This is a genomic window from Cypionkella sp. PAMC25878 (assembly GCF_058135695.1).
In genome coordinates, this window is the sequence record NZ_CM176871.1 from 1,827,405 (window position 1) to 1,847,911 (window position 20,507).

A 20,507-nucleotide genomic window follows, 5' to 3' on the forward strand; every position below is an offset into this window, starting at 1 on the left:
AGCAATGAGCAACCTTTACTGGCTGACGGACGAGCAGATGGCTCGACTTAAACCCTTCTTTCCCAAGAGCCACGGGGTGCCGCGTGTCGATGATCGTCGGGTCTTGAGCGGCATTATCTTCATCAATCGCAATGGCTTGCGTTGGTCTGACGCGCCGAAGGAATACGGCCCGGCGAAGACGCTTTACAACCGTTGGAAGCGATGGGGCGACATGGGCGTCTTTGCCCGGATGATGGAAGGGTTGGCCTCCGAGGCGGCGGTCCCGAAGACGGTGATGATCGACGCGACCTATCTCAAGGCGCACCGCACGGCTTCAAGCCTTGGGGTGAAAAAGGGGGGCGCGGTCGTCTGATTGGCCGGACCAAAGGTGGCATGAATACCAAACTGCATGCCGTCACTGACGAAAACGGCCGACCGATCCGCTTCTTCATGACCGCAGGTCAGGTCAGCGATTACACCGGCGCTGCGGCCTTACTGGGCAGCTTACCCAAAGCGACGTGGCTGCTGGCTGACCGGGGTTATGACGCCGACTGGTTCCGAGACGCCCTGAAAAACAAGGGGATCACGCCTTGCATCCCCGGCCGGAAGTCACGCGCGAAGCCTGTCAAATACGATAAACGCCGATACAAACGCCGCAATCGGATTGAGATCATGTTTGGCCGTCTCAAAGACTGGCGGCGGGTGGCAACACGTTACGACAGATGCCCAAAAGTCTTCCTCTCCGCCGTCGCTCTCGCCGCAACCGTCTTGTTCTGGCTTTGACGATCAATGAGTCTGGACCCTAATCTCCGCCAGCGGCACTGAGGTGATCGATCCGGTGCGTTCGATATCGAGGGTGACTGGCAACTCGTCAGTGTCAAAGCGCACGGGCACGTCATATTCAAACCCGGCCGTCACACTCACGCCGACGCCGGGTGCGGCGGTGAAGGTGACAAGCCCGGTCGCATCGTCAACCGACCAACCCGAGGCTTGTACCACGGTGTTCAAGGCAATTACGGTGGTGCCAGCAACAGGCTTGCGGATTGTCCGGCTCCAGGACTGCGCGCCACTTTGGTAGAGTTTGACCAGCTGGAAAGTCGTGACGGCACCTGTGCCAATGCCCAGCAGCTGATCGGTGGCCGCCCGTGTGCCAGAGGGCAGGCAGCTTTTGTAATCCGACCAGTCTTTCCAGCGAAACCCGTAAAGCCGTCCGCGTCGGGCTTCGAAAAACGCGACCACGGCGGCCAAATCATCGGCGCGGCGGATGCCATAGGCGGCGTCATAGCGGCGACGCGAGTCGGCCCAAGAGGCGTTGCGCTCTTCATCCCCCGAGGCGAGTTCAACAATCTGGGTGCGTCGTTCAGGCCCACCTCTCGCGCCTCGGCTGATATTGTCGGGGAAGCGAACATCGTGAAATGCCATGATCAGAGACTCCTGCGGCCAAAGCTGACAGCGCGCGCGATGTCAGAGGCGACCTGCGCGCGGGATTGACGGAACGATTGGACGTCGCGGGTGTTGATGACGATGCTGGCCCCGGCACCGCCCTCCCACGCCCGCGTCTTGTCGCGGTTCAGCACCCGCTCGCCACGTTGCAAGATTGCCGCCTGCTCGTCGGAGCGTAGGCCGAAACCACCGCCCATGTGAAACCTCGGCGCACTCATGAAAGCTGCCGCCGAAACACTGGTCGGCGTGCCAAGCCCGACTTTGCCGCCGCTGTGGAACTTGCCTGCAAGGACTTTGCCGATCTGGCCGATGAAGCCGCCACCGCCCAGCGCGCCGGAAAGACCCTGCGCTAGGGGGCCAAGCACCGCGTTGCGGATCGAAAGTTGGGCGAGATCGGCCAGGATCGAGACCACCAGCGACCGCACGTCCAGCTTTCCGGTGCGCACGAAATCTCCCACCGCGTTTTCTGCCGCCTGAAACGCGCCGGTCAGGGCGTCGCCGATCTGGGTGCCAAAATCACTGGCTTGTTCGGCATAAGCGCCCAGTGCCGCCACGATCTGGTCGATGGCGATGTGGGTTTCCTCCAACGGCGGACCCGCCTCATCCGCCGCCTTTCGGATGGCCCCGCCTGCGCGACCGGCGCTGGTCGTCACCGTGTCAGCACCGGCGGCAATGCTCTCGAAAGTGGTCCCGAGCATCTTTTCGGTCTGCTCAATGGTAAGGTTGTTCAGCTCCATTTCGGCTTTGAGCTTGCGCAGGGCCAGGCGGTCCAACTCAGTTGCCGCAGCAAATTCGGCTTCCATCCCGACATCATTGCCACGCGCGTAGCCCGGCACTTGCTGAATCGGGTAGTCCCGGCTGAAGTCGAACTTGTCGGCGATCTCGGTGCGCCGGATATCGAACGCGTCAAATTCGCGGTTGATCGCCTCCTGCAGATTGGCGGCACCCTCAGTCCGCTCATTCTGCCGGATGCGCAACAGCTCCAGCTCGACCGCCAGTACCTGTTTGCGCGCTTCAAATTCGCGGGCGGAATTGGACAAAACCAAGGATGCAGCGGCGGACGAGGCCCCGCCGGTCTGGCCGATGGTGTCATTATAGGTGCGCTGAACGGCCTCCAGCGCCGAGACGGCACCCTCAACGGCGCTGATTGATCCGCCCGCGACGACCATCTCATCGACCAGTTTTGCAGCGGCGTCCGAGGTGCTGAACATCGCTACCGCCAACGGCACAAAGACCGCGACAGCGGCACCAGCGACGGCACCCAAGATACCCATGCCGCCCAGCAGCTGCGGCAAATTTTGTGCGAGGGCTTGGCTGGCGCTGGTGCCATAAGCCACCTGAACCGCGAAATCCTGCACCTGATAGGCAGCATTCTGGATTGTGCCGCCAAGACGGCGTCCACCATCGGCGACCTGGTTCAGCGCCCGCGATCCTTCGCGCCCGATGTCGGCCAACTCGTTCTTGACCTGTTGGCCGCCGATGGCTGCAAGCCGAACCGAGACCCGCCTTTCAACCATCACCCGATCCCTTCATCCGTTCATTGATATGCCGCACGGCAATCGCCTCGATCCCCGGAAGCAGCTCTGCCACGACCATCTCGTTCACGCCCAGCGCGCGTGCCAGTGCCAGCCCGGCACCCAGATCCCAGCCAAGCACCGCGCCCGGCACCGCGCGCAGCTGTCCACTCATGCGTTTGGCAAGGTCCCAGACCTGCCAGCCCTCGACGGTTTCAGGCTGGTTCAGGCGTTCGGGGCAGGCGGTGCATCTGCCGGGGCAGGCTGCGCAATATCCGTCGCCACCGCCGAAGTGCCATTCGGCGAGGGCGCGGAGCCGTTTCCCTCGGCACTCAGCAACAGCCCCTTTGCGACGTATTTGCCGTTGAAGGCCTCGAAGAACGGGTAGAGGTCGAGCAGCGCCGAAATCGCCTCAAGGCTGGGCAGGATCGGGTTGCCGTCGGCATCACCGACCCCGTTCCAGTCCAGCACCGCGCGTTGTGCCAGGGCTTTGGCCAGCGCCAGCGCGCGGGCATTGGGGGCTGCTTCTTCGGCCACCTCCGCCAGTTGCGGATCGGCACGGGCGGCATTGAACATCGCGGTGGTCAGCGGGGCGAGCAGCACATCGACACCGTGACCGAGGTCGGTCCACTCGGGTTGAGCGGACAGATTGAGATAGAACATGGGGCCTCCTTCAGAGAATGTAGCTGTTGACGTCGTTGATCAGAACGGCGGTGCACATGCGCCCGACGGTGGCGTCGCGGGCGGCCTGCCAAGCGAAAGACGCCTGCACTCCGCCGGGGCCTTCGAGGGCGATGCGGGGGCGGGGCAGGTAAACCGCATGGGCGGTCAGGCGGAACAGCTGGCTGGCGGAAATCTGATAAACGAACTGCGACTCGGTCGGAGCACCATTGATCGCGTCGGTCAGCAGGGTCTGGTTGTCGAACCGCACGTCGATAGTGCCGGTCAGGCTGGCGCGTGATGGGTCCAGCCCGTCGATCAAGCCATCGCCGCGCAGCACCTCGATGCGGTCGAGGTTGTTGGCATAGGTCACCTGGGCTGAAACCACATTGCCGAGCGCACTGCCGCCGCGCAGCAGCGAACCTTGGAAGGCGGTGAACCGCGACATCACCAGCTGTTGCAAAGTACCGACGGCGGTGACGGTGCCCGGCACTTCGGTCTGCGCCATCAGCCCGGCGCTGGCGGTGATCAACCCGCGCGCGTTCATCGTCCAGGACAGTTGGTTCAGCACGGCCCCACGCGTCATGCCATAGAACGGCACCTCGGGCATGCCGATCTCGATGGACATGCTGGGCAGCACCCAGCCGCCGGATTGAAAGGTATGGGTGCGCGGCGTGGCGCCGGTTGATACCGACTCGCCAAAGGCGGCTTTGAGCCAGACGCCCCAGAACCGCGCATCAATTGGCACGACCAGATCGCCCATCGCCTCGATGGCATCTTTAATCGGGATCTGCGGGTCGCGCCCGAAGCCCAGCAGTTCGGAGGTCAGGAGCGCCTGTTCGGCCCCGATGTTCGCCGAGGCAAAGGGCATCTGCCAGAATTTGTTGATGGCGACTTGCGTGCCATAGGTCGTCTCGAAGCCCAGCGCCATTTGAGCGCGGGCACCAATGGCGCGGGCCATGTCGTGTCCTTTCGGTCAGAGGAGGGGATCGGAGGTCTGGTAAGTCAGCAAGATGCCAAGGGTTGCGGCTTTCATGCCATCGCTGCCTTCGCCTGCGATATCGACGGGGGATGGGGCTTCGCCCTGCACATAGTCACAAAGCCCGTCAAGGCTGCGGTTGCTGGCCAGAACGGTGCCGACCGCCGTTTTCCACGCATCGAAAGCGGCATCGCGCAGGGCAGGCGTTGCGAGGTCGACGACCAGTTCGAGATCGGCGCGATGCTCGTATATATAGAGTGTGGGCGACAGCAGCACTTCGGGCTCGCCCGGCTCGCCGTCGCGCAGGATGGCAATGCCCGCCGCAGGCACGCGTTCGGGCAGGACGGAATTGCGCAGCAGCACCGATCCCGGCGGTTTGCCCGTATTCAGCACCGCGAACAGTGCCTGGAGGACGGCTTCAGATTTCGTTGGCATGGATCACCTATCTGTCTCGGGCCAGTTGGCGAGGATCAGGGCGGGGAGACGGGCACCGACGGCATTGGCGGCGCTGTCGAGGTTCAGTCGTTTGGGCAGTTTTACCTGCGGCACGAGAATGAAAATCACCACGGGCTTGCGTTTGAACCCGCGCTGCTGGGGCGGGTTGGTGAAGGACAGCGCATCGGTTGGACGGCGGAACTCTTTCAGGCCCTTGTCGATCAGCAGCGAGGGGCCTTTGGCCTGATAAACGAAGGTCAAGCGTTTTCCAGTGCGCCGCTCCCAGCCCAAGGGTGTGATGCGCTTGTTGCCGATGCCCTTTTTCCCGGCCTTTGCGGTCGGGATGGCAAGGTAGAAGCCGTGCTTGGATCGGATGATCACGCCCCGATCAAAAGCATCGATCACCTTGGAGGCGTTGCTGTAGACCAGCGAGGCCGCGTTGATCGAATTGCCGGATTTCGGAAAGGTCCTTTTGCGGATGGTCTTGGGTAATGTGTTGCCGAGCTTGGCCACCACGATCTGCGCCCGCCAATCCGATTGCAGCTGAGTGCCGCCTGCATCAATGCCACGCTGCACCGCGCGTTCGGCCAGCCGGACCTCGCGCTTCAGCATCTGGCTGAAATCGCCCTCGATGCTGACCTCGATCCTCACGGCTCGCGCACCTCTGCGGTCCAGATCAGCCGGTCGGAGTTGCGAACCGGCGCGCCACGAACCTCGTAGACGGTGCCAGTGATTTCCACCGTGTCGCCTGCCGCGAGGGTGGGAACTTCGGAAACGCGAATGTCGATCAGCACCGAGTCCGTCACGAACCGCCCATCGCCGAATTCCAGCGCACGATCCAGGCTGCGGCGTATCACACGGATCGCAACGCCGGGTCCTGCACCACCGGCGCGCCAAAGCGCATCAAGTGCCAGGTTCTGATCACCGAACAGCGTGTCGGCGGCGAGGACGAAGGCATTCACGTCGCGGCACCGTTCAGCCGCACGCGCCCGGTGGTTTCACCTGCGCCCGCGCCCACGACCAGAACGGCAATGCCGATCCGGATGTTGGTGGCCACGACGTTGGTGACGCGGGCCGCCGCCGAATCCCAATAGATGGTCTGCCCGAGCGTCCAGGCTTGGGTGCCGGGTTTCGGAAGATCGAAAATGCCGTTCATCACCAGAGTGAGGGACTCGCCGATGGCGGCGGTGTTTTCCGCGACACCGAAGATCGAGCCGACCTGCAGGCCAGCGCCTGAGACGGTTGCCACGGTGGCGATGAAGGTGAAGCGGTTGCCGACCGCGATGAAGTTTTTCACGTGGGGTCTCCTGGAATGGATGGAATTTGTGGCGCGACCGCTTGGGCCGCGCCCGGTTCAGGGGCGATCAGACGCCGATGTTGCGGTAGATGCCGCGCCAGTCGATGGCCTTGGACGCGAAGTCGTGGCGGGCTTTGATCTCGATCCCGTCGACCTCGAAGCCAGTGCGGGTTTCGGTGGTCACCCCATTGCTGCCCTCGAGATAGGCATATTCCACCGTGTCGATCCGCGACGGATCGGCGGCGAGAAACCACGGATCGGCCCCCGCCGCCGGGATCAGCCGCGCCTCCTCGATGGTTTCCAAGCGGTTGGCAAAAGCGTTCACGCCCGCGACAGCCGCCGGGGTGGTGGCGGTGACGTTCTTGCGCGCCTCGACCGAACGCGCGCCGGGCGGGGTGATGATGTAGCGCGGCAGGATACTGATCTGCCGCCCTTCAAGGCCGCGCTGGTTGCCGAAGAGACGGAAGGCTTCGGCCAGCGAGGTCTCAGTGATGCCCGCCGCCGTGCCGACATTGCCGTGCCCGGCCACGAACAGAGCAAGACCGTCGCTCATCAGCGGGTTCGAGGTCAGGATCGAATAGACAATGTCGGATTCAAGGTCGGCCGCCGCAGCCCCAAAGGCACTTGGCACACGGGTGAAGGCATCAAGATCGTCGTTGATCAGGGTCTGCCGGGTGATGCCGACGATGCGACCATAGGTCAGCAGGGCATAGACCTCGCGGCCTTCCCCGATGGTGCCATAGCTGAATTCGCCGCTTTCCGGCACCCGCTGCAGATCGGGCGCGCCGCCAAGCTGGGTGCGCTGCACCGGTTTGAAATCGGTGATGGTGGCTTGCCGCGCCCAGGCTGTGAAGGTCCGCGGCGTGGAATCGTAGGCCGCGCGCAAGGTCTTGTTGGCCACGTTCGCCAGAATGAACGGGAAATCGGCGGTCGAGTGCAGAGCATTGCCGACCCGACCCAGCAGAGCCTCGCCCGCCAGTTCCATCTTCGACATGCCGCGCGTGTTGACACCCCGGCGCTCGGTGGCATGGCGGGCGATTTCCAGCAGCGACATGCCGCGAAAATCGCGGGCACGCTCGGTGATCGGGTGCTGGCCCGGCGCATGGCGGTGCAAAAGCGCCTCGGAAATAGCATCACGGTAAGCACCATCCCGTTCGCCACCACCACGCGCCGAGGCGGGAAGCGGCTCGACGGTGCGTGCGCCAACCTGATCGTGGTCGGCCAGTTTGTCGAGGATCGCGGACCGGGCCGCATCTAGCGACAACCCGCGACCGATCAGATCGGCGGCAAAGGTCTGATCAAGTCCGTGGCGCTGGCAAAGCTGCAGCACGGTGGCGCTTGTTTGGCGCACCTCGGCACGGATCGCCTCTGCATCCGGCGCTGTGGGTGCCGGGGCAGGTGCGGGCTGGACGACCGGCGCAGTGACTGGCAGGGCGCGGGTTGCATCAGTATCTGCGCTGGTGATTTGGGTGGTATCGTTGGGCATGATAGACCTCATGGGTTGGGCCACCGGCGGGGCGGCGGCAGGGTTCATTCGGATCAGGGCGCAGTGCATCAAGCTCTGCTCCTCTCCTTTGGCGGCGCGGATGTGGGCACCGGGATCGGCACCGATGGCGACCGCCGAGATTTCCATCGGTTCCCAATCGACGGCACGCCAGAGTTCGGGCGAGCCGTCGCGTTTTTCGATCTCAAAACGGTGGACGCGGTAGCCGACCGAGACGTTGCGGATGATCCCGGCGGCGATGTCGCGGAAGATCGGTGTGACCTCGTCGCGTTCGCTGAACCGGATGGTGGCGACACCGATGCCCGCCTCGATCCGGGCGCTGCCATCAACCACCACGCCCAGAACCGATTCCAGCTCCCAGGCGTTGTGCGAGTTAAGAAACGGCGCGCCACCGTTCAGCCGACCAAGGCGGACAGCGCCGGGAGCCAGAGACAGTTCCTCGTCAATCGGCTCACCAAACCAGCTGTGCCGACGCACCACGGCACCGGTGGTCCACACGATATCGACGGTGCGGGCGTCCAGGTCGGCAGTTTGCGCGCGCACTTCTGCCACCCGCCCGAGAACGGGCAGATTGATGTGGTCTTTGGGCATTTGGCGTCCCTTCAGGGCTCGGTTGGCGGCGGCGTCGGGGCATGATCGCCGGAGTTGGGATCGGTCGGATCGCGCGGCTGCACCCCGCCGGACCGGCTGACCTTGCGCGGATCGCTGTCAAAGATCAGATCCAGCGCATCGGCGATCTGAGCATATTCCGCCCATTCGGCGATGACCTTTTTCGGATCATAGCCGCGTTTGGCGATCTGCTGACCAAGGGTGGCGAAACCCGCCCGTGTCTCCAACAGATCGGTCGTGGCGTCCTGGAGCGGGTTCACGGAGTCGAACTTTGGCGGTGCCCACTCAACTGGTACATCCGGCGACGGGAGCAACCCGGCGGTGAAGGCTGCATCGCAGAACCAGCGCCAGATCGGCTCGCAAAACATCGGGATGATGATCTGCCACTGCATGGCTTCGATCATCCGGCGAAACTCGTTCAGGCCCACCCGGCTAGAGGAAAAGTTCACCTGAGACAGATCCCCGGTCATCAGCTCGTAGGGCACCCGAAACCCGGCGGCGATGATATGCAACTGCACCCGGTGCCATTCTGCGACGCCAGCGGTCGAGGACGGCTGGTTGAACTTGATGTCCTTGCCGCCGCGCGCATAGGCGATCAGGCCCGGTTCAAACTGCTCGATCCGGTTGCCGTCGCCGTCTTGCACGATCGGCGCAATCGCTTGCTGGTCCTCCTCGGCCCCAAACACGATGCCAACGAGGCAGGCTTCAGTTTTCTTGCGGACAAGTTCGGCGTTTTGCCAGTCATCCACATCGCGCAGTGCGCGCATTGCCGGGGTGCCCCAGGGGACACCGCGCGATTGCACGCGCTGGCGTTCAAAGAGGTGACAGACCCGGTCCGCTTCAATCCGCACCGACTGGAACCGCCGGGTGAAAGTCATCGGCGAGGCGTCGCCCGGATGATCGGGGAACATCCAGTAGGCGGTGCGCTGTGCGATGCCATTGTATTCAATGCCGTAGCGCACCCGCGCGCCGCCGGGACGATCCTCGTTGCGACCAGCGTCCAGATGATCGGCTTCCTTCAGCTCGATCTGCAGCGGCACCGGCAGACCGTCGGATTTCCGTCGAGTGCGGCGAAGGGCGAAGACCTCGCCGCCCTCGATCATTTCGCGCACCGCCAGCGCCAGCACCCCGTGAAAATCGGTGTGACCGTCGGCGTCGCAGCGTGCCGCCCAGCGCGTCCAAAGATCGTCGACCGCCTTATCGAGGGTCTTATCGCCCGAGACGGCGCGAGGCCGGATGCCTGCGCCGACCAGATTGTTCACCAGCACCGCCACAGCGCGGGCGGCGAGCGGGTTGTTGCGGACTAGATCGCGCATCCGTTCGCGCAAAAGCCCTGCAGCGGGGGCAATTTCGGAATCCGCCGCATTGCCCGTCGAGCGCCAGCCATCAGTGCTGCGCCCCTTGGCAGCACCGTCATAGGCGCGCACCATATTGCCCAGCGCGATCTTTGCGGCAAAACGCTGCGCTGCCATCCTTGGTGAAAACACCGACAGCACCCGGTCCAAGGGGCCGAGGCGAATTTCGGGCATCGGTTGCTTCATCGCTCAGCCCCGCCGGAATCCGGCAAGCCCGGCGATCGGAAGCGGGCGGCCCGCACCGGTGGCGACCTCGTTTTCAATGGCGCGAATGCGGCGCAGCAGATCGTCGGCATTGCCAAATTCAACCGTGCGACCATCAGCGGACACCCGCAGTGTGCCCGAGGCAAAGGCCCGTTTCAGCGCATCAAGTTCAGTTTGCGTCCATGCCATGTCAGAACCATTTCCCACGTTGCGTGCCCATCCACCCGGATTGGCGCTTTGGTTGTTGTTTGAGTGCCGGTCGGTTTGGTTGCCCCGCAGGGGGCGCATCCTTTCGGCCTGCGTTGATTTGTTCGTCCAACTGCTCCCAGCGCCGCTCGTCCCAACGGTCGATGCCCATCAGCCAAGCGGCCCCGCGCGCGTAAACCCTGCAATCAAGCGCCTCGTTGCGATCACGCATCTTGGCCCATTCCAGCTTTTGAAACCCGCCCTTCACCTTGCTGGTGATCAGCTGTTCGGCGGTCAGCTGCTTGACCCATTCGGCGGTTGTGCCCTTTGGGATATGGATGAATCCGGTGGGCCAACCGCCCCCGGCAGCGATATCCTCTTCTGTAGGGGGTACCAGCCGCAGGTAGCGGTAGGTTTCCGACTTGAACACCGCACCAGCGATCTTCCATAGCTGCACGCCGCGCCGGAGTTTGCGCCCGCCTTCGGTGGTTTCGACATAGGTCGGCCCGTCGACGGGGGTGGAGCGGTCAAAGCCTGCCACACCCTTGATCGCAATCACCTGACCGCGCCCGACCGAGCGCACCCAGGCATAGACGGCATCGGTCGTCACACCGTCGCCGCTGTCGATGGCAAGGCGCGCCAGTGCCATCTGCACGCCGGAAGCGTGGGTCCAGGTTTGCCCGAGGAATTCGGACAGATCGGCCCAGACCTCCGGGCGGGCGGTGTCACCCTCCAGCACGACGTGATCGACCAGCCAAGACTGTAGGTTGCGACCCCAACCCCAGATATCGATCTCGATCCGGTCGCGTTGCACATCAACCCCGGCGGTCAGGATCAACACACCTTCAGGCGCATGGCCCAACTGCCAATCTTCGCGGCGTTCATAAAGGCGCTGCCAGTCCGGGGCTTCGCCCTTTTCCTGCCAGGTCTCACCCAGCACGGTGTTCTTCACCGTTTTCAAGGCGGCGTCATTGCCCTGCGCCTGCTCCCAGCGCTTGGCAATTTTTTCCCACGACAGCCAGCCCAGCGGTGAATACAGCCCGTTAATGTGAAATCCCACCACGCCATTGCGGTGCGCGGCATCGGCGGTTTCAGCGTCGGCCGTCGCCAGCCATTCTGCGCCGTTTTCCTCGGCCATCATCCAGGTCATGTGCCGCTCCGGGATCGGTTCGCTGCAATGTTCGCAGACATAGCGGGCGGTCTCAGGGTGCCCTGCATCCCAGCGCAGGTGTTCGAACTTCAACCATTGCACCCCGCCGCAATGCGGGCAAGGTACGTGATAACGCTGCTGGTCGGTCATTTCGAACTCCCGTTCGATGCGCGACAAGCCTTTGACCGTGGGCGTCGACGCGAGGAAAATCTTCCGCCGATGCCCGAAGGAATCCGTGCGTGCCTCTGCCAGACCAATAGGATCACCCTCGCCGTCGATATCGCCCGGATAGGCATCCACCTCGTCCAGAAACAGCCAGCGCGCGGGCATCGACCGCAGGCCGACCGCCGAATTTGCCCCGGTCAGGATCAGCTGGCCGCCGGGAAACCGCTTGGCCAGCACCGTGTTGCCGGAATCGCGCGACCGGGCGGGCAGGACCAGCTCGCGCAGGTCCGGACTTTCCTCGATCAGAGGCTCGATCCGCTGTTGCGACAGGCGCTTTGCCAGATCGGTTGTCGGCTGCACCGCCAGAAACGGGCCGGGCGCGCGGTGCATGCAGAACCCGATCCAGTTGTTTCCGGCCTCGGTCGCGCCAACCTGGCTGGATTTCATGAACACCACGCGCTGCGCCGGATGCGATGGCGACAGCGCGTCCATGATCGCCTTGATGTAGGGCGTGCGGCTGGTGCGATACGGCCCGGCCTCGGACGCCGCCCGCGATGACAGAAAACGATGCCGATCTGCCCATTCAGAAACCGTCATCGCCGGATCGGGGGCCAGCCCACGCGCCCAGGCCCGGCGAATATCGTCGGCACCGTCATAGCTGTCAGCGAAGCTCAATCTTGACCTCTGCCATCTCGGTAAGGTGCGCCCGCAGGTAGCGATCCAGCACCTGTTCCATTGCATGGGCCTCGATGCCCAGTTCGGCCGCCATGTTGGCAGCGATCCGGGGCGGCCAGTTCAGCCATGCATCCCGTTCGCGCCGCGCCAGATCGAACACCTGCGTGGTAGCCCGCGCCCGGTCGACCAGCTCGCCTTTCAGCTTTTGCAGTTTGATCTTGCCGGTCTGCGCCTTCAGAACCTCGTTTGCCATTCTGGCCCGCAGGAAAGAAATATCGCCGCCGCCAGTTTCCCCCGGTCCGTCGCCGCCAACTTCGCGCAGTGTTTCGGACACCGCCTCAATGGCTGTGCGCGGCACAGGCTTCGTGGCAGTGGCCCGCGCGGTGGATGCTGCGGTCTGGGTGCCCAGCGCGATGGATTGCAGACCCCGCTGTTTGGCCGGATCGGTTTGCGACGACCAATCCCGATCTGCCTTCACCGGATCAATGGTGCCGTCGGCCTCGACGCTGACCCTGCCGGTGGCAATCGCTTTGCGCACGGCAGTTTCCGAAACGCCGCGGCGCGCCGCATAGGCGCGACGTGAAAGGCCCATGCTGTCCCTGACTGTCTTGATGATTTATTGATGGGCGAACGGGTGGCCCTGCTACGCTGGCCAACGCCCAAGTACGGGTTAAGGCTGCAGGAGCCTTGGCAGCATGTGGCGGACGTGATCCTGACCGCCGAAGAAAATGGCAAGAACACGGACCCGCTGTTCCGCGTCGTCAACTTCGAACCAATAGATGGCCCGGTCAATCGTTAGGTGTCGTAGCCCCGGCCGTAGGTGGTCGTGACGCTCACCGCGATGTGGTACCTCCGACAGCCGGTCAGCTTCCTGGCGAATGTCGCGGATGCGATCCTCGCAATGATCCAGCGCCGCTTCGACGCTTTCGCCAAAGCTGCGGTAACTCTCGAACAGGTGGTCGAAGATCAGGGCGAAATCACGCTCGGCTTCCGCCGAAAACTCAATTCTGAACCGCATGTGCACGGCGCTTCTCAATGAACATACGCGAGATGGACTTATCCATCTGGGCACCCGTGACAAACGCGCCCGCACTGCGCTGGTCCAGAAGGGCTTTCAGCGCCGACCGTTGTAGATCTTCATCCTGCATCCGTTGCCGCAGGAGATCGATCCCTTGTTGCAGCACTGCGCTGACGCTTGAATAGCGGCCGGCTTCGACAAGTTCTTTGGCGAACGCGTGCTGCTCGTCGGTCAGCGAGATCGAGGATTTAATCGTCATATCCGGACTCCTTTGTGGCAAAGTAATACCGAGTAGCACCATGGTCAACCTTTCTGACCAGAGACATCTTCAGTTGTCGCACCTAATTCAGCACCAACGAATAGCTGGTGCTCCGCCCACCGCCTGCATCCTTTGCCAGAATGCCGTGGGTCAGCAGATCGTCAATGTCGCGCAAAGCGGTGTCCTGCGAACACTTGGCAAGAACCGCCCATTTCGAAGAGGTGAGCTTGCCCTCGAACCCGTTTAACAGGCGGTTCAGGATCGTGCGTTGCCGCTCGTTGAAAGCAAGATCCCGATGCCCCTCCCAAAATCGCGCTTTGGTCATAATCGAGGCCAGAGTCTGCTCGGCGCCGTCAAAAGCGCGGTCGAGGCATGCGAGGAACCATTCGATCCACGGTGTCACGTCCAGATCGTGTTTCTGGATCTGCTCAAGAATCTCGTAATAGGCTTTTCGCTCGATCCGGATTTGCGCCGACATGCTGTAGAACCGTTGCGCCGTGCCCTCGGACCTCACCAGCGCCATGTCGGCGATGGCGCGTGCGATACGACCGTTGCCATCGTCAAACGGGTGGATGGTCACGAACCACAGATGCGCGAGGGCGGCCTTCAGAACCGGATCGACGGTTGCGGCGCTGTTGAACCAGTCCAGAAACGCCTGCATTTCCGCATCGAGCCGTTGGGCTGCGGGGGCCTCAAAATGCACCCGCTCCCGGCCCATCGGCCCGGATACAACCTGCATCGGTCCGGTTTGATCTTTCCGCCACGCCCCGACAGTGATGCGGGTCATGCCGCTGCGCCCGGTCGGAAACAGTGCTGCGTGCCATCCGAACAATCGATCAGGCGTCAAAGGCTCTGCAAAGCGTTGCGTGGCGTCCAGCATCATCTCGACCACGCCTTCAACATCGCGGTCCTTTGGGGCCAGTGCGCCAATATCGATGCCAAGACGTCGTGCAATGGAGGAACGGACCTGTTCCTTGTCCAGCATCTCGCCTTCGATCTCGCTGGATTTCAGCACATCTTCGGTCAAGGTTTGCAGGACGGCTTCGGTTTGCAACTGAAAGCCCAGCGCCTCCATCCGCCCGATCAACCGACCCTGGCGGTGGCGGACGGCGGCCAGTCGCGCGGTGAGCGCTTGATCGCGCCACCGGTAGGCAGGCCATTCGGTCAGTTCGTGGGTGTAAGTTGTCATTCGCCGCACCTCTTGCGGTGAACATACGCTGTATTCGCCGCAAGGCGCAAACTATTTCACCGCACACTTTGCGGCGAATAGTGTGGGCATTCACCGCATAGCGGTTCGGTCACGCCGAAAGCGCGCCGTCACGCCGCCTTTCGCTCGGCCACGATCTCACCGAAGGCACGGCCATCACCATCCAGCGTGGCTATCTGGCCCGTGAACCGCTGCCACCTCTCCACCGCCACATCAATGTAGGCCGGATTGAGTTCGATCCCTAGGCAGACCCGCCCGGTGGTTTCCGCCGCGATCAAGGTGGTGCCAGAACCGGTGAACGGCTCGTAGATCGCCTGACCGGGGATGGAATTGTTCAGGATCGGGCGACGCATGCACTCGACCGGCTTTTGAGTGCCATGCACAGTTTCGGCGTCCTGATCCCGGCTGGAAATATGCCAGAGTGTCGTCTGTTTTCGGTCGCCCGCCCAATGACCCTTGCCCTTCTTGCGCACCGCATACCAGCAGGGCTCATGTTGCCAGTGATAATCGCCCCGGCTTAGAACAAGCCGTTCCTTGGCCCAGATGATCTGCGACCGGATGGCAAAGCCCGATATCTCGAGGCTTTCGGCCACCACCGCCGCATGCAGCGCACCATGCCAGACATAGGCGACGTCGCCGGGAAACAGCGCCCAAGCCTCGCGCCAATCGGCACGATCATCATTCAGCACCTTGCCGGTGCGCTTGGTCGCGGATGCGCCGGTCTGGTTGCGCCAAGCCGGATCGTATTCCACACCGTAAGGCGGATCGGTCACCATCAGCATCGGGCTGACCGCCCCGAACAGCCGAGAGACGTCGGTGGCCACTGTGGAATTGCCGCAGAGCAACCGATGTGCCCCCATGATCCACAGATCGCCGGGCCGCGAAATCGGATCAATCGGCGGCTCCGGCACCTCGTCTTCGCCATCGACAGCATCACCGACGCCGGGGGCCTCGAGGTCCGACAAAAGCCGATCCAGTTCCTCGTCGTCAAATCCGATCAGCTCGAGGTCGAAGTCCATGTCCTGCAAAGTGGCCAGTTCGGCGCGCAACAGGTCTTCATCCCAACCGGCATTTTGCGCAATGCGGTTGTCGGCGATGATCAACGCGCGGCGCTGGGCGTCCGAGAGATGATCCAGCACGATCACCGGCACGTCGGGCAATTCCAGCATCTGGGCGGCACGCAAACGACCATGCCCGGCGATGATCACATTATCCCCGCCGATCAGGATCGGGTTGGTGAAACCGAACTCGGCGATGGAGGCCGCGATCTGGGCAATCTGTTCCTCGGAGTGCGTTCGGGCGTTGCGGGTATAGGGCGCGAGGCCCGTGATCTGCTTCATCACGATCTGCAAGCTGCGATCTCCAAGGTTTTCAACGAGGTGCGAACCCGCGAACCTGCAGGTTCGCACCTGTAAGCGGGTTTCGGGGTTGGCTATTCTGGGTTCGCAGGGGATGCGCTTGCCGTGTCGTGCCCAGTGACGGGACATTTGGCCGAAAGAAACGTGCGGGTCAGAGGGCAAGGTGACCGAACAAGCGACAATTGGGCAGCAGGTGCCTCTATCGCAGTCGTTCCCCTATCATATCGCTAAAATGCACCCAAAACGCTGAAAATGTCGCGCCAAAAGTTCGACGTGTTGAGCCGTCCTCGCCACGCTTCGGCGACGTTCTGCTTCGTCAGACCCACGCACCGGGCCAGAGGTCGATTTGGTGGGAACGGGTGCGAACCCAAAATAAATGTTTATCCGTAAGGCTTTAACGCGCCTCCGCCCCCCGCATACAAATAGGCCGCCGGAGGAACCGGGCGGGGGGGCCGGGCCGCCGCCCTGGGCGGGTGCCGACCGGGTGCCGGGGCCGAGTCGGGGCGGCGGCGCGCGGCCAGTCGGTCTGGGTGAGTCGGGCGCGGCGGCGGTGCCGGGGTGCGGGGGCCGGGCTGGGGGACCGCGAGCGGTCGGCGGGTGGAGCGGCGCGGGGGTGGCAGGCGGTCCCGCGCGGGCGGCGCAAACGAAAACCGCCCGCCCGGTTGGGCGGGCGGTGCGGCGGCGGAGTGGCTCAGGCGCGGGGCAGTTGGGCCACCGCGTCGGCCAGCCGTTCGCGGATGAAGTCGGCGGTCCCTACGTGGCCCCAGTTGACTTCGTCCGGGCCGACCCCGAGGTGGTCGTTGTTCGCCTCGGTCAGGGTCGCCAAAAGCCGCAGGATTTCAGCGTTTGAACCGCCCCGGGTTTGCCGGAGACCAATTAGTCCGTATTACGCGACCATATCGAGTGTGTTCAGATTTGCATAGAAGGCCTCCTCTGCCTCAGCCGGTGGTATATTTCCGATGGGTTCAAGCAGGCGGCGGTTGTTGAACCAATCGACCCATTTGAGGGTTTCCAGTTCGACCTCGTCCATGGTTTTCCATGAACTACGCCGCCGGATGACCTCGGTTTTGTAGAGGCCGTTTATGGTTTCGGCCAAAGCATTGTCATAGGCGTCGCCGACGCTGCCAACGGATGGTTCGATGCCCGCTTTTCCCAAACGCTCGGTGTATCGGATCGAGACGTATTGGCTTCCCCTGTCGCTGTGGTGGATCAGCCCGCCCCGATGAGCCGGACGGCGGGCATAAAGTGCTTGCTCAAGTGCATCAAGAACGAAGTCGGTCTTGGCAGACCGCGACGCCTTCCAGCCAACAATGCGGTTGGCGAAGGTGTCGATCACGAAGGCGACGTAAACAAATCCCTGCCATGTCGAGACATAGGTGAAGTCGCTGACCCATAGCATATTTGGTGCTAGCGCTCGGAACACGCGGTTCACCTTGTCACGCGGGCATGGAACTGACGTGTCTGGGATCGTTGTTTTCATAGCCTTTCCGCGAACAACGCCCCGCAATCCCATGCTGGTCATAAGGCGTGCCACGGTGCAACGCGCGGCACCTTCACCTTCACGGCACAACTGTCGCCAGGTTTTGCGAACCCCATAGACCTGCCAGTTATCATTCCAGACTTTCGTTATTTTGGGTCGCAAGACCAAATCCCTCTGCTTTCGTGCGGAAGCTTTGGCCGGATCGGCACGCACAGCGAGACAGGCATAGTAAGTAGATGGGGCAATCGGCAGCACCCTGCAGATCGACTCGACCCCATGCACCACGCGATGATCATCAATAAAGCCGATCATGGCTTGAACGGGCGGTCGAGTTCCGCCTGAGCAAAATAAGCAGACGCCTTGCGCAGGATCTCGTTTGCCTGCCGAAGCTGGCGCACCTCACGTTCAAGTTCCTTGATCCGGTCACGCTCAGCACTGGTGGCACCATCGCGTGCCCCACTGTCACGTTCTGCCTGCCGAACCCAGACCCTCAAGGTCTCCGGGATACAGCCGATTTTGGGCGCAATCGCAGACACTGCCGCAGATTGCGTTTCATAGGAGCCTTGATGCTCCAGCACCATGCGAACGGCCCGTGCCCGCATCTCAGGTGAATAGCGATTTGATGTCTTACTCTTTTCCATAGCCCTCATCCTTAGTCAGGTTGAAGGTCTCCGGCAAACCCGGGGCGGTTCAGATCAGCACATTTTGCGCCTGCCTCGTGCTCATGCAGAATCCCAATGATCTGCTCTTCCGTTCGTATCGTTCGCTTCATCGTCCGTCCCTTCCCTGGGTCGAACTCTAGTCGCAAATGGAGGAAAAATCCCGTGGCAGGTCACCTGCTCAGCGAGTGCCTTCGTGGTCACGGGTTTCTTCATCATCTTCAACTCCATATCGGTTAAAGATGAGCCGCAAACCCTCCGCTACGCAATCACGCTAAACTGTTCCATACACGCTGATGGCGCACAGAACATGCAAAGCTCAAGCGATTGGTTGAAGATATGAATTCTCAAAGTCCATGTCTTATCGGCAAATTGCAGTCTACTTGTAGGCCGCTCAGGGCCGCGGATTGCCCAAGTGTTAACGTTCCGCCATAGGCATTCACAATGTCCGATGCGATGGCAAGACCCAGACCGGTGCCGCGAGTCGCTGTGTCCAGCCGCCCGCCCGGTCTCAAGGCTTCGACCCGATCCGGTTCGGGAATGCCGGGTCCGTCGTCCTCAATGCGAACAAGGGTCATGTGTTCCGTGCGATGCGCACTTACGACAACCTTGGTCCGACAGAACTTCAGGCCATTCTCAAGAATATTCCCCAGCACGTCCTCCAGATCCTGCGCATCCATCGACACCGCAAGATCAAGCGGCACATGCAAGTCAAGGATGCGTGCGTTGTCTGCCAAAAGCGTGGCGAAGGCGTGGGAAAGCCGGTCCAGCGATCCCCGAAGATTGGCTCCTCTTTGGGCTGCGCCTGCCAGATTGGCCGCGCGCACCCGCGTCAGGGATCGAGTGATCTGCGCGTCGATGCGGTCGAGAGCGTCTTGAGCCACATCTATCGTCTGCCCCGCCTGATCGAAACGATAAAGCTCGTTTCGAAGAATGGCCGACGGGGTTTTCAGCGCATGGGCAAGATCCGCGCCCTGCCTGCGTGTCCGGTCGATGAGGTTGCGATTGCGGTCTAGCAAGATGTTGATGTCGTTAACCAATGGCGCGACTTCTTTTGGGTAGCGGCCCGGATCAAGGGCTTCGTCGCTGTCCCACCGTTGGTTGATGTCCTGTTGCAGGGTCGTCAATGGACGCAGAATGGCAGATGTCTGCAAAGTCGCAATGATGAGGCCCAAAAAACCGACAATGGCAAACCCCGTAAGCAGACTGCGGCGAATATCCCAGCGTTCCTGATCGAGTTCGGCCAGAGAACTGGCCACGGCAACGACCATCGGCGCATCGCCTTCGGCCGTAATCTGGCGCCATGCAATTCGCACTTCGCCGTCCGGCCCGACACCATCCGCATATTGCAGCTCGGACGTTGCGGCTGGCAGCGTCAGAACGGCATCAAACAGTGACCGCGAGGTGACAATCGTTCCGTCGAGGGTGATGACCTGCCAGTATCGCCCTGAATAGGGCCGATTATACAGCGGATCAGTAAGTTCGGTGGCGATCACATCGGCGTCAAGACCGCCGTTGGCCACCGCCACAGTCAACTGCAGGTGTCGCGCGGCCATATCGGTGTCAAATCGACGCAACGCGATATCGTCGACGGATGTGACCAAAACCACAGCGCCGACAAAAATCGACAGAACCGAGAGCCAGACGCCCGACAGGATGGCCCTGCTGCGCAGCGATCGCATCAGGCCTGATCTATCTTGTAGCCGCGGCCCCGGATCGTTTGTATCACATCCGCCCCCAATTTCTTGCGCAGACGGGCAATGAACACCGCGATGGTGTTCGAATCCCGGTCGTCATCATAGGCATAAATATGCTCGGATAATTCCGTCCGCGACACCAGACGACCAGCCTGATTGACGAGATAGGTCAGCACCGCAGCTTCTTGCGCGGTCAGATCGACGGCGATCCCGTTGACCAGTGCCCGGCCCATGCGTGTGTCAAAGCTGAACGCCCCGATTTCGAACACAGCGCTTTGCTGGCCCATCCGCCGGCGCAGCAGGGCACGCACGCGCGCCAGCAGTTCGGCCATATGGAAAGGTTTGACGATGTAGTCATCGGCACCGGCATCAAGGCCATCAACCCGTTGTGACCAGCCGTCTCGTGCAGTCAGGATCAGCACCGGGACGGTGTTCTTTTCGGCGCGCCATTCGCGCAGGATGGAAAGGCCGTCCCTTTTGGGTAAACCAAGATCCAGGATGATCAGATCGTAGGGTTCCGTCGAGCCAAGAAACGCCGCCTCCTCGCCGTCTTGCACCACATCCACTACCCGGCCTTCTTGTACCAGCGCCTGACGGATCTGGTCACCCAGTACCAGATCATCCTCTGCCAATAGTAATCTCATGCGATACAATGTCTGCGGAACGGAACAAGC

23 protein-coding genes and 1 other annotated feature are annotated in these 20,507 nt (G+C 62.2%); of the genes, 2 read left to right on the forward strand and 21 right to left on the reverse strand.

Annotated features, from left to right (window positions below; all coding sequences use genetic code 11):
• The first annotated feature begins 4 nt into the window (after positions 1–4).
• Positions 5–762 (forward strand): IS5 family transposase gene (locus tag ACS5RD_RS08740; RefSeq protein WP_489927796.1). Its coding sequence is split into 2 segments (ribosomal slippage): positions 5–323 and positions 323–762, totalling 759 coding nucleotides; the frame shifts between segments, so codons are not numbered across the junction.
• Between the two features lie 3 nt (positions 763–765).
• Here ACS5RD_RS08740 and ACS5RD_RS08745 read toward each other — a convergent pair.
• The 18 genes from ACS5RD_RS08745 to ACS5RD_RS08830 all read right to left on the reverse strand — a co-directional run bounded on the left by ACS5RD_RS08745 (position 766) and on the right by ACS5RD_RS08830 (position 15,979).
• The gene (locus ACS5RD_RS08745) at positions 766–1,401 is read right to left on the reverse strand and encodes a phage distal tail protein, Rcc01695 family (protein ID WP_489930855.1); all 636 of its coding nucleotides are present in this window, start codon (positions 1,399–1,401) and stop codon (positions 766–768) included.
• A gap of 2 nt (positions 1,402–1,403) precedes the next feature.
• Positions 1,404–2,939, reverse strand: coding sequence for a phage tail tape measure C-terminal domain-containing protein (locus ACS5RD_RS08750; RefSeq protein ID WP_489930856.1), 1,536 nt, complete (start codon positions 2,937–2,939; stop codon positions 1,404–1,406).
• Entirely contained in the window at positions 2,932–3,111 is a 180-nt protein-coding gene (locus ACS5RD_RS08755) for a DUF7697 family protein (protein ID WP_489930857.1), read from the reverse strand. Before ACS5RD_RS08755 ends, ACS5RD_RS08750 begins: the two co-directional genes overlap by 8 nt.
• Before the next feature lie 50 nt (positions 3,112–3,161).
• Positions 3,162–3,599 carry a hypothetical protein gene (locus ACS5RD_RS08760; RefSeq protein ID WP_489930858.1) on the reverse strand — a complete coding sequence of 146 codons (438 nt, stop codon included), beginning with the start codon at positions 3,597–3,599 and terminating at the stop codon, positions 3,162–3,164.
• 10 nt (positions 3,600–3,609) lie between these two features.
• Positions 3,610–4,557 carry a phage tail tube protein gene (locus tag ACS5RD_RS08765; RefSeq protein WP_489930859.1) on the reverse strand — a complete coding sequence of 316 codons (948 nt, stop codon included), beginning with the start codon at positions 4,555–4,557 and terminating at the stop codon, positions 3,610–3,612.
• 15 nt (positions 4,558–4,572) lie between these two features.
• Positions 4,573–5,010: an acyl-CoA transferase gene (locus tag ACS5RD_RS08770; protein ID WP_489930860.1), complete on the reverse strand. Its 438-nt coding sequence runs from the start codon at positions 5,008–5,010 to the stop codon at positions 4,573–4,575.
• Between the two features lie 3 nt (positions 5,011–5,013).
• Positions 5,014–5,661 (reverse strand): DUF6441 family protein, encoded by a 648-nt coding sequence (locus ACS5RD_RS08775; protein WP_489930861.1) that lies wholly within the window; start codon positions 5,659–5,661, stop codon positions 5,014–5,016.
• On the reverse strand, positions 5,658–5,972 hold the full coding sequence (locus tag ACS5RD_RS08780) for a head-tail joining protein (protein ID WP_489930862.1): 315 nt from the start codon (positions 5,970–5,972) through the stop codon (positions 5,658–5,660). The genes ACS5RD_RS08775 and ACS5RD_RS08780 overlap by 4 nt, the downstream gene beginning before the upstream one ends.
• On the reverse strand, positions 5,969–6,307 hold the full coding sequence (locus ACS5RD_RS08785) for a DUF2190 family protein (protein WP_489930863.1): 339 nt from the start codon (positions 6,305–6,307) through the stop codon (positions 5,969–5,971). The genes ACS5RD_RS08780 and ACS5RD_RS08785 overlap by 4 nt, the downstream gene beginning before the upstream one ends.
• Positions 6,308–6,374: 67 nt before the next feature.
• A complete protein-coding gene (locus tag ACS5RD_RS08790; protein ID WP_489930864.1) occupies positions 6,375–8,402 on the reverse strand; it encodes a prohead protease/major capsid protein fusion protein in 2,028 nt (675 codons plus the stop codon).
• A gap of 11 nt (positions 8,403–8,413) precedes the next feature.
• Entirely contained in the window at positions 8,414–9,961 is a 1,548-nt protein-coding gene (locus ACS5RD_RS08795; protein WP_489930865.1) for a phage portal protein, read from the reverse strand.
• Positions 9,962–9,964: 3 nt separating this feature from the next.
• Complete coding sequence (locus tag ACS5RD_RS08800; RefSeq protein ID WP_489930866.1) at positions 9,965–10,168, reverse strand: phage head-tail joining protein; 204 nt, start codon at positions 10,166–10,168, stop codon at positions 9,965–9,967.
• Between the two features lies 1 nt (position 10,169).
• Complete coding sequence (locus ACS5RD_RS08805; protein ID WP_489930867.1) at positions 10,170–12,155, reverse strand: phage terminase large subunit family protein; 1,986 nt, start codon at positions 12,153–12,155, stop codon at positions 10,170–10,172.
• On the reverse strand, positions 12,142–12,747 hold the full coding sequence (locus ACS5RD_RS08810) for an elements of external origin (RefSeq protein ID WP_489930868.1): 606 nt from the start codon (positions 12,745–12,747) through the stop codon (positions 12,142–12,144). The genes ACS5RD_RS08805 and ACS5RD_RS08810 overlap by 14 nt, the downstream gene beginning before the upstream one ends.
• Before the next feature lie 78 nt (positions 12,748–12,825).
• Positions 12,826–13,173: a type II toxin-antitoxin system RelE/ParE family toxin gene (locus ACS5RD_RS08815; RefSeq protein WP_489930869.1), complete on the reverse strand. Its 348-nt coding sequence runs from the start codon at positions 13,171–13,173 to the stop codon at positions 12,826–12,828.
• Positions 13,157–13,432 (reverse strand): ribbon-helix-helix domain-containing protein, encoded by a 276-nt coding sequence (locus ACS5RD_RS08820; RefSeq protein ID WP_489930870.1) that lies wholly within the window; start codon positions 13,430–13,432, stop codon positions 13,157–13,159. Before ACS5RD_RS08820 ends, ACS5RD_RS08815 begins: the two co-directional genes overlap by 17 nt.
• An 82-nt stretch (positions 13,433–13,514) precedes the next feature.
• Complete coding sequence (locus ACS5RD_RS08825) at positions 13,515–14,621, reverse strand: Fic family protein (protein WP_489930871.1); 1,107 nt, start codon at positions 14,619–14,621, stop codon at positions 13,515–13,517.
• A 128-nt stretch (positions 14,622–14,749) separates the two neighbouring features.
• Entirely contained in the window at positions 14,750–15,979 is a 1,230-nt protein-coding gene (locus ACS5RD_RS08830) for a site-specific DNA-methyltransferase (protein ID WP_489931356.1), read from the reverse strand.
• A 502-nt stretch (positions 15,980–16,481) separates the two neighbouring features.
• On the opposite strand from ACS5RD_RS08830, the gene ACS5RD_RS08835 reads away from it, so the two are divergent.
• Positions 16,482–16,847 carry a hypothetical protein gene (locus tag ACS5RD_RS08835; protein ID WP_489930872.1) on the forward strand — a complete coding sequence of 122 codons (366 nt, stop codon included), beginning with the start codon at positions 16,482–16,484 and terminating at the stop codon, positions 16,845–16,847.
• A 36-nt stretch (positions 16,848–16,883) separates the two neighbouring features.
• Here ACS5RD_RS08835 and ACS5RD_RS08840 read toward each other — a convergent pair.
• The 3 genes from ACS5RD_RS08840 to ACS5RD_RS08850 all read right to left on the reverse strand — a co-directional run bounded on the left by ACS5RD_RS08840 (position 16,884) and on the right by ACS5RD_RS08850 (position 20,465).
• Positions 16,884–18,118, reverse strand: a protein-coding gene (locus ACS5RD_RS08840; protein ID WP_489928112.1) for an IS3 family transposase whose coding sequence is annotated in 2 segments (ribosomal slippage) — positions 16,884–17,824 and positions 17,824–18,118 — 1,236 coding nt in all. Because the reading frame shifts where the segments join, the coding sequence is not laid out codon by codon here.
• Positions 17,715–17,831, reverse strand: a sequence feature (AL1L pseudoknot). It overlaps the preceding gene by 117 nt.
• A gap of 365 nt (positions 18,119–18,483) precedes the next feature.
• Entirely contained in the window at positions 18,484–19,818 is a 1,335-nt protein-coding gene (locus ACS5RD_RS08845; protein WP_489930873.1) for an ATP-binding protein, read from the reverse strand.
• Positions 19,818–20,465 carry a response regulator gene (locus ACS5RD_RS08850; RefSeq protein WP_489930874.1) on the reverse strand — a complete coding sequence of 216 codons (648 nt, stop codon included), beginning with the start codon at positions 20,463–20,465 and terminating at the stop codon, positions 19,818–19,820. The genes ACS5RD_RS08845 and ACS5RD_RS08850 overlap by 1 nt, the downstream gene beginning before the upstream one ends.
• Between the last annotated feature and the right edge of the window lie 42 nt (positions 20,466–20,507).

Coding starts and splice junctions, on each gene's coding strand:
- ACS5RD_RS08760 (WP_489930858.1), bottom strand. CDS start 3,599: ATGTTCTATCTCAATCTGTCCGCTCAACCCGAGTGGACCGACCTCGGT.
- ACS5RD_RS08755 (WP_489930857.1), bottom strand. CDS start 3,111: ATGAGTGGACAGCTGCGCGCGGTGCCGGGCGCGGTGCTTGGCTGGGAT.
- ACS5RD_RS08745 (WP_489930855.1), bottom strand. CDS start 1,401: ATGGCATTTCACGATGTTCGCTTCCCCGACAATATCAGCCGAGGCGCG.
- ACS5RD_RS08845 (WP_489930873.1), bottom strand. CDS start 19,818: ATGCGATCGCTGCGCAGCAGGGCCATCCTGTCGGGCGTCTGGCTCTCG.
- ACS5RD_RS08800 (WP_489930866.1), bottom strand. CDS start 10,168: ATGGCATGGACGCAAACTGAACTTGATGCGCTGAAACGGGCCTTTGCC.
- ACS5RD_RS08750 (WP_489930856.1), bottom strand. CDS start 2,939: ATGGTTGAAAGGCGGGTCTCGGTTCGGCTTGCAGCCATCGGCGGCCAA.
- ACS5RD_RS08820 (WP_489930870.1), bottom strand. CDS start 13,432: ATGACGATTAAATCCTCGATCTCGCTGACCGACGAGCAGCACGCGTTC.
- ACS5RD_RS08830 (WP_489931356.1), bottom strand. CDS start 15,979: ATGAAGCAGATCACGGGCCTCGCGCCCTATACCCGCAACGCCCGAACG.
- ACS5RD_RS08825 (WP_489930871.1), bottom strand. CDS start 14,621: ATGACAACTTACACCCACGAACTGACCGAATGGCCTGCCTACCGGTGG.
- ACS5RD_RS08810 (WP_489930868.1), bottom strand. CDS start 12,747: ATGGGCCTTTCACGTCGCGCCTATGCGGCGCGCCGCGGCGTTTCGGAA.
- ACS5RD_RS08765 (WP_489930859.1), bottom strand. CDS start 4,557: ATGGCCCGCGCCATTGGTGCCCGCGCTCAAATGGCGCTGGGCTTCGAG.
- ACS5RD_RS08770 (WP_489930860.1), bottom strand. CDS start 5,010: ATGCCAACGAAATCTGAAGCCGTCCTCCAGGCACTGTTCGCGGTGCTG.
- ACS5RD_RS08795 (WP_489930865.1), bottom strand. CDS start 9,961: ATGAAGCAACCGATGCCCGAAATTCGCCTCGGCCCCTTGGACCGGGTG.
- ACS5RD_RS08815 (WP_489930869.1), bottom strand. CDS start 13,173: ATGCGGTTCAGAATTGAGTTTTCGGCGGAAGCCGAGCGTGATTTCGCC.
- ACS5RD_RS08790 (WP_489930864.1), bottom strand. CDS start 8,402: ATGCCCAAAGACCACATCAATCTGCCCGTTCTCGGGCGGGTGGCAGAA.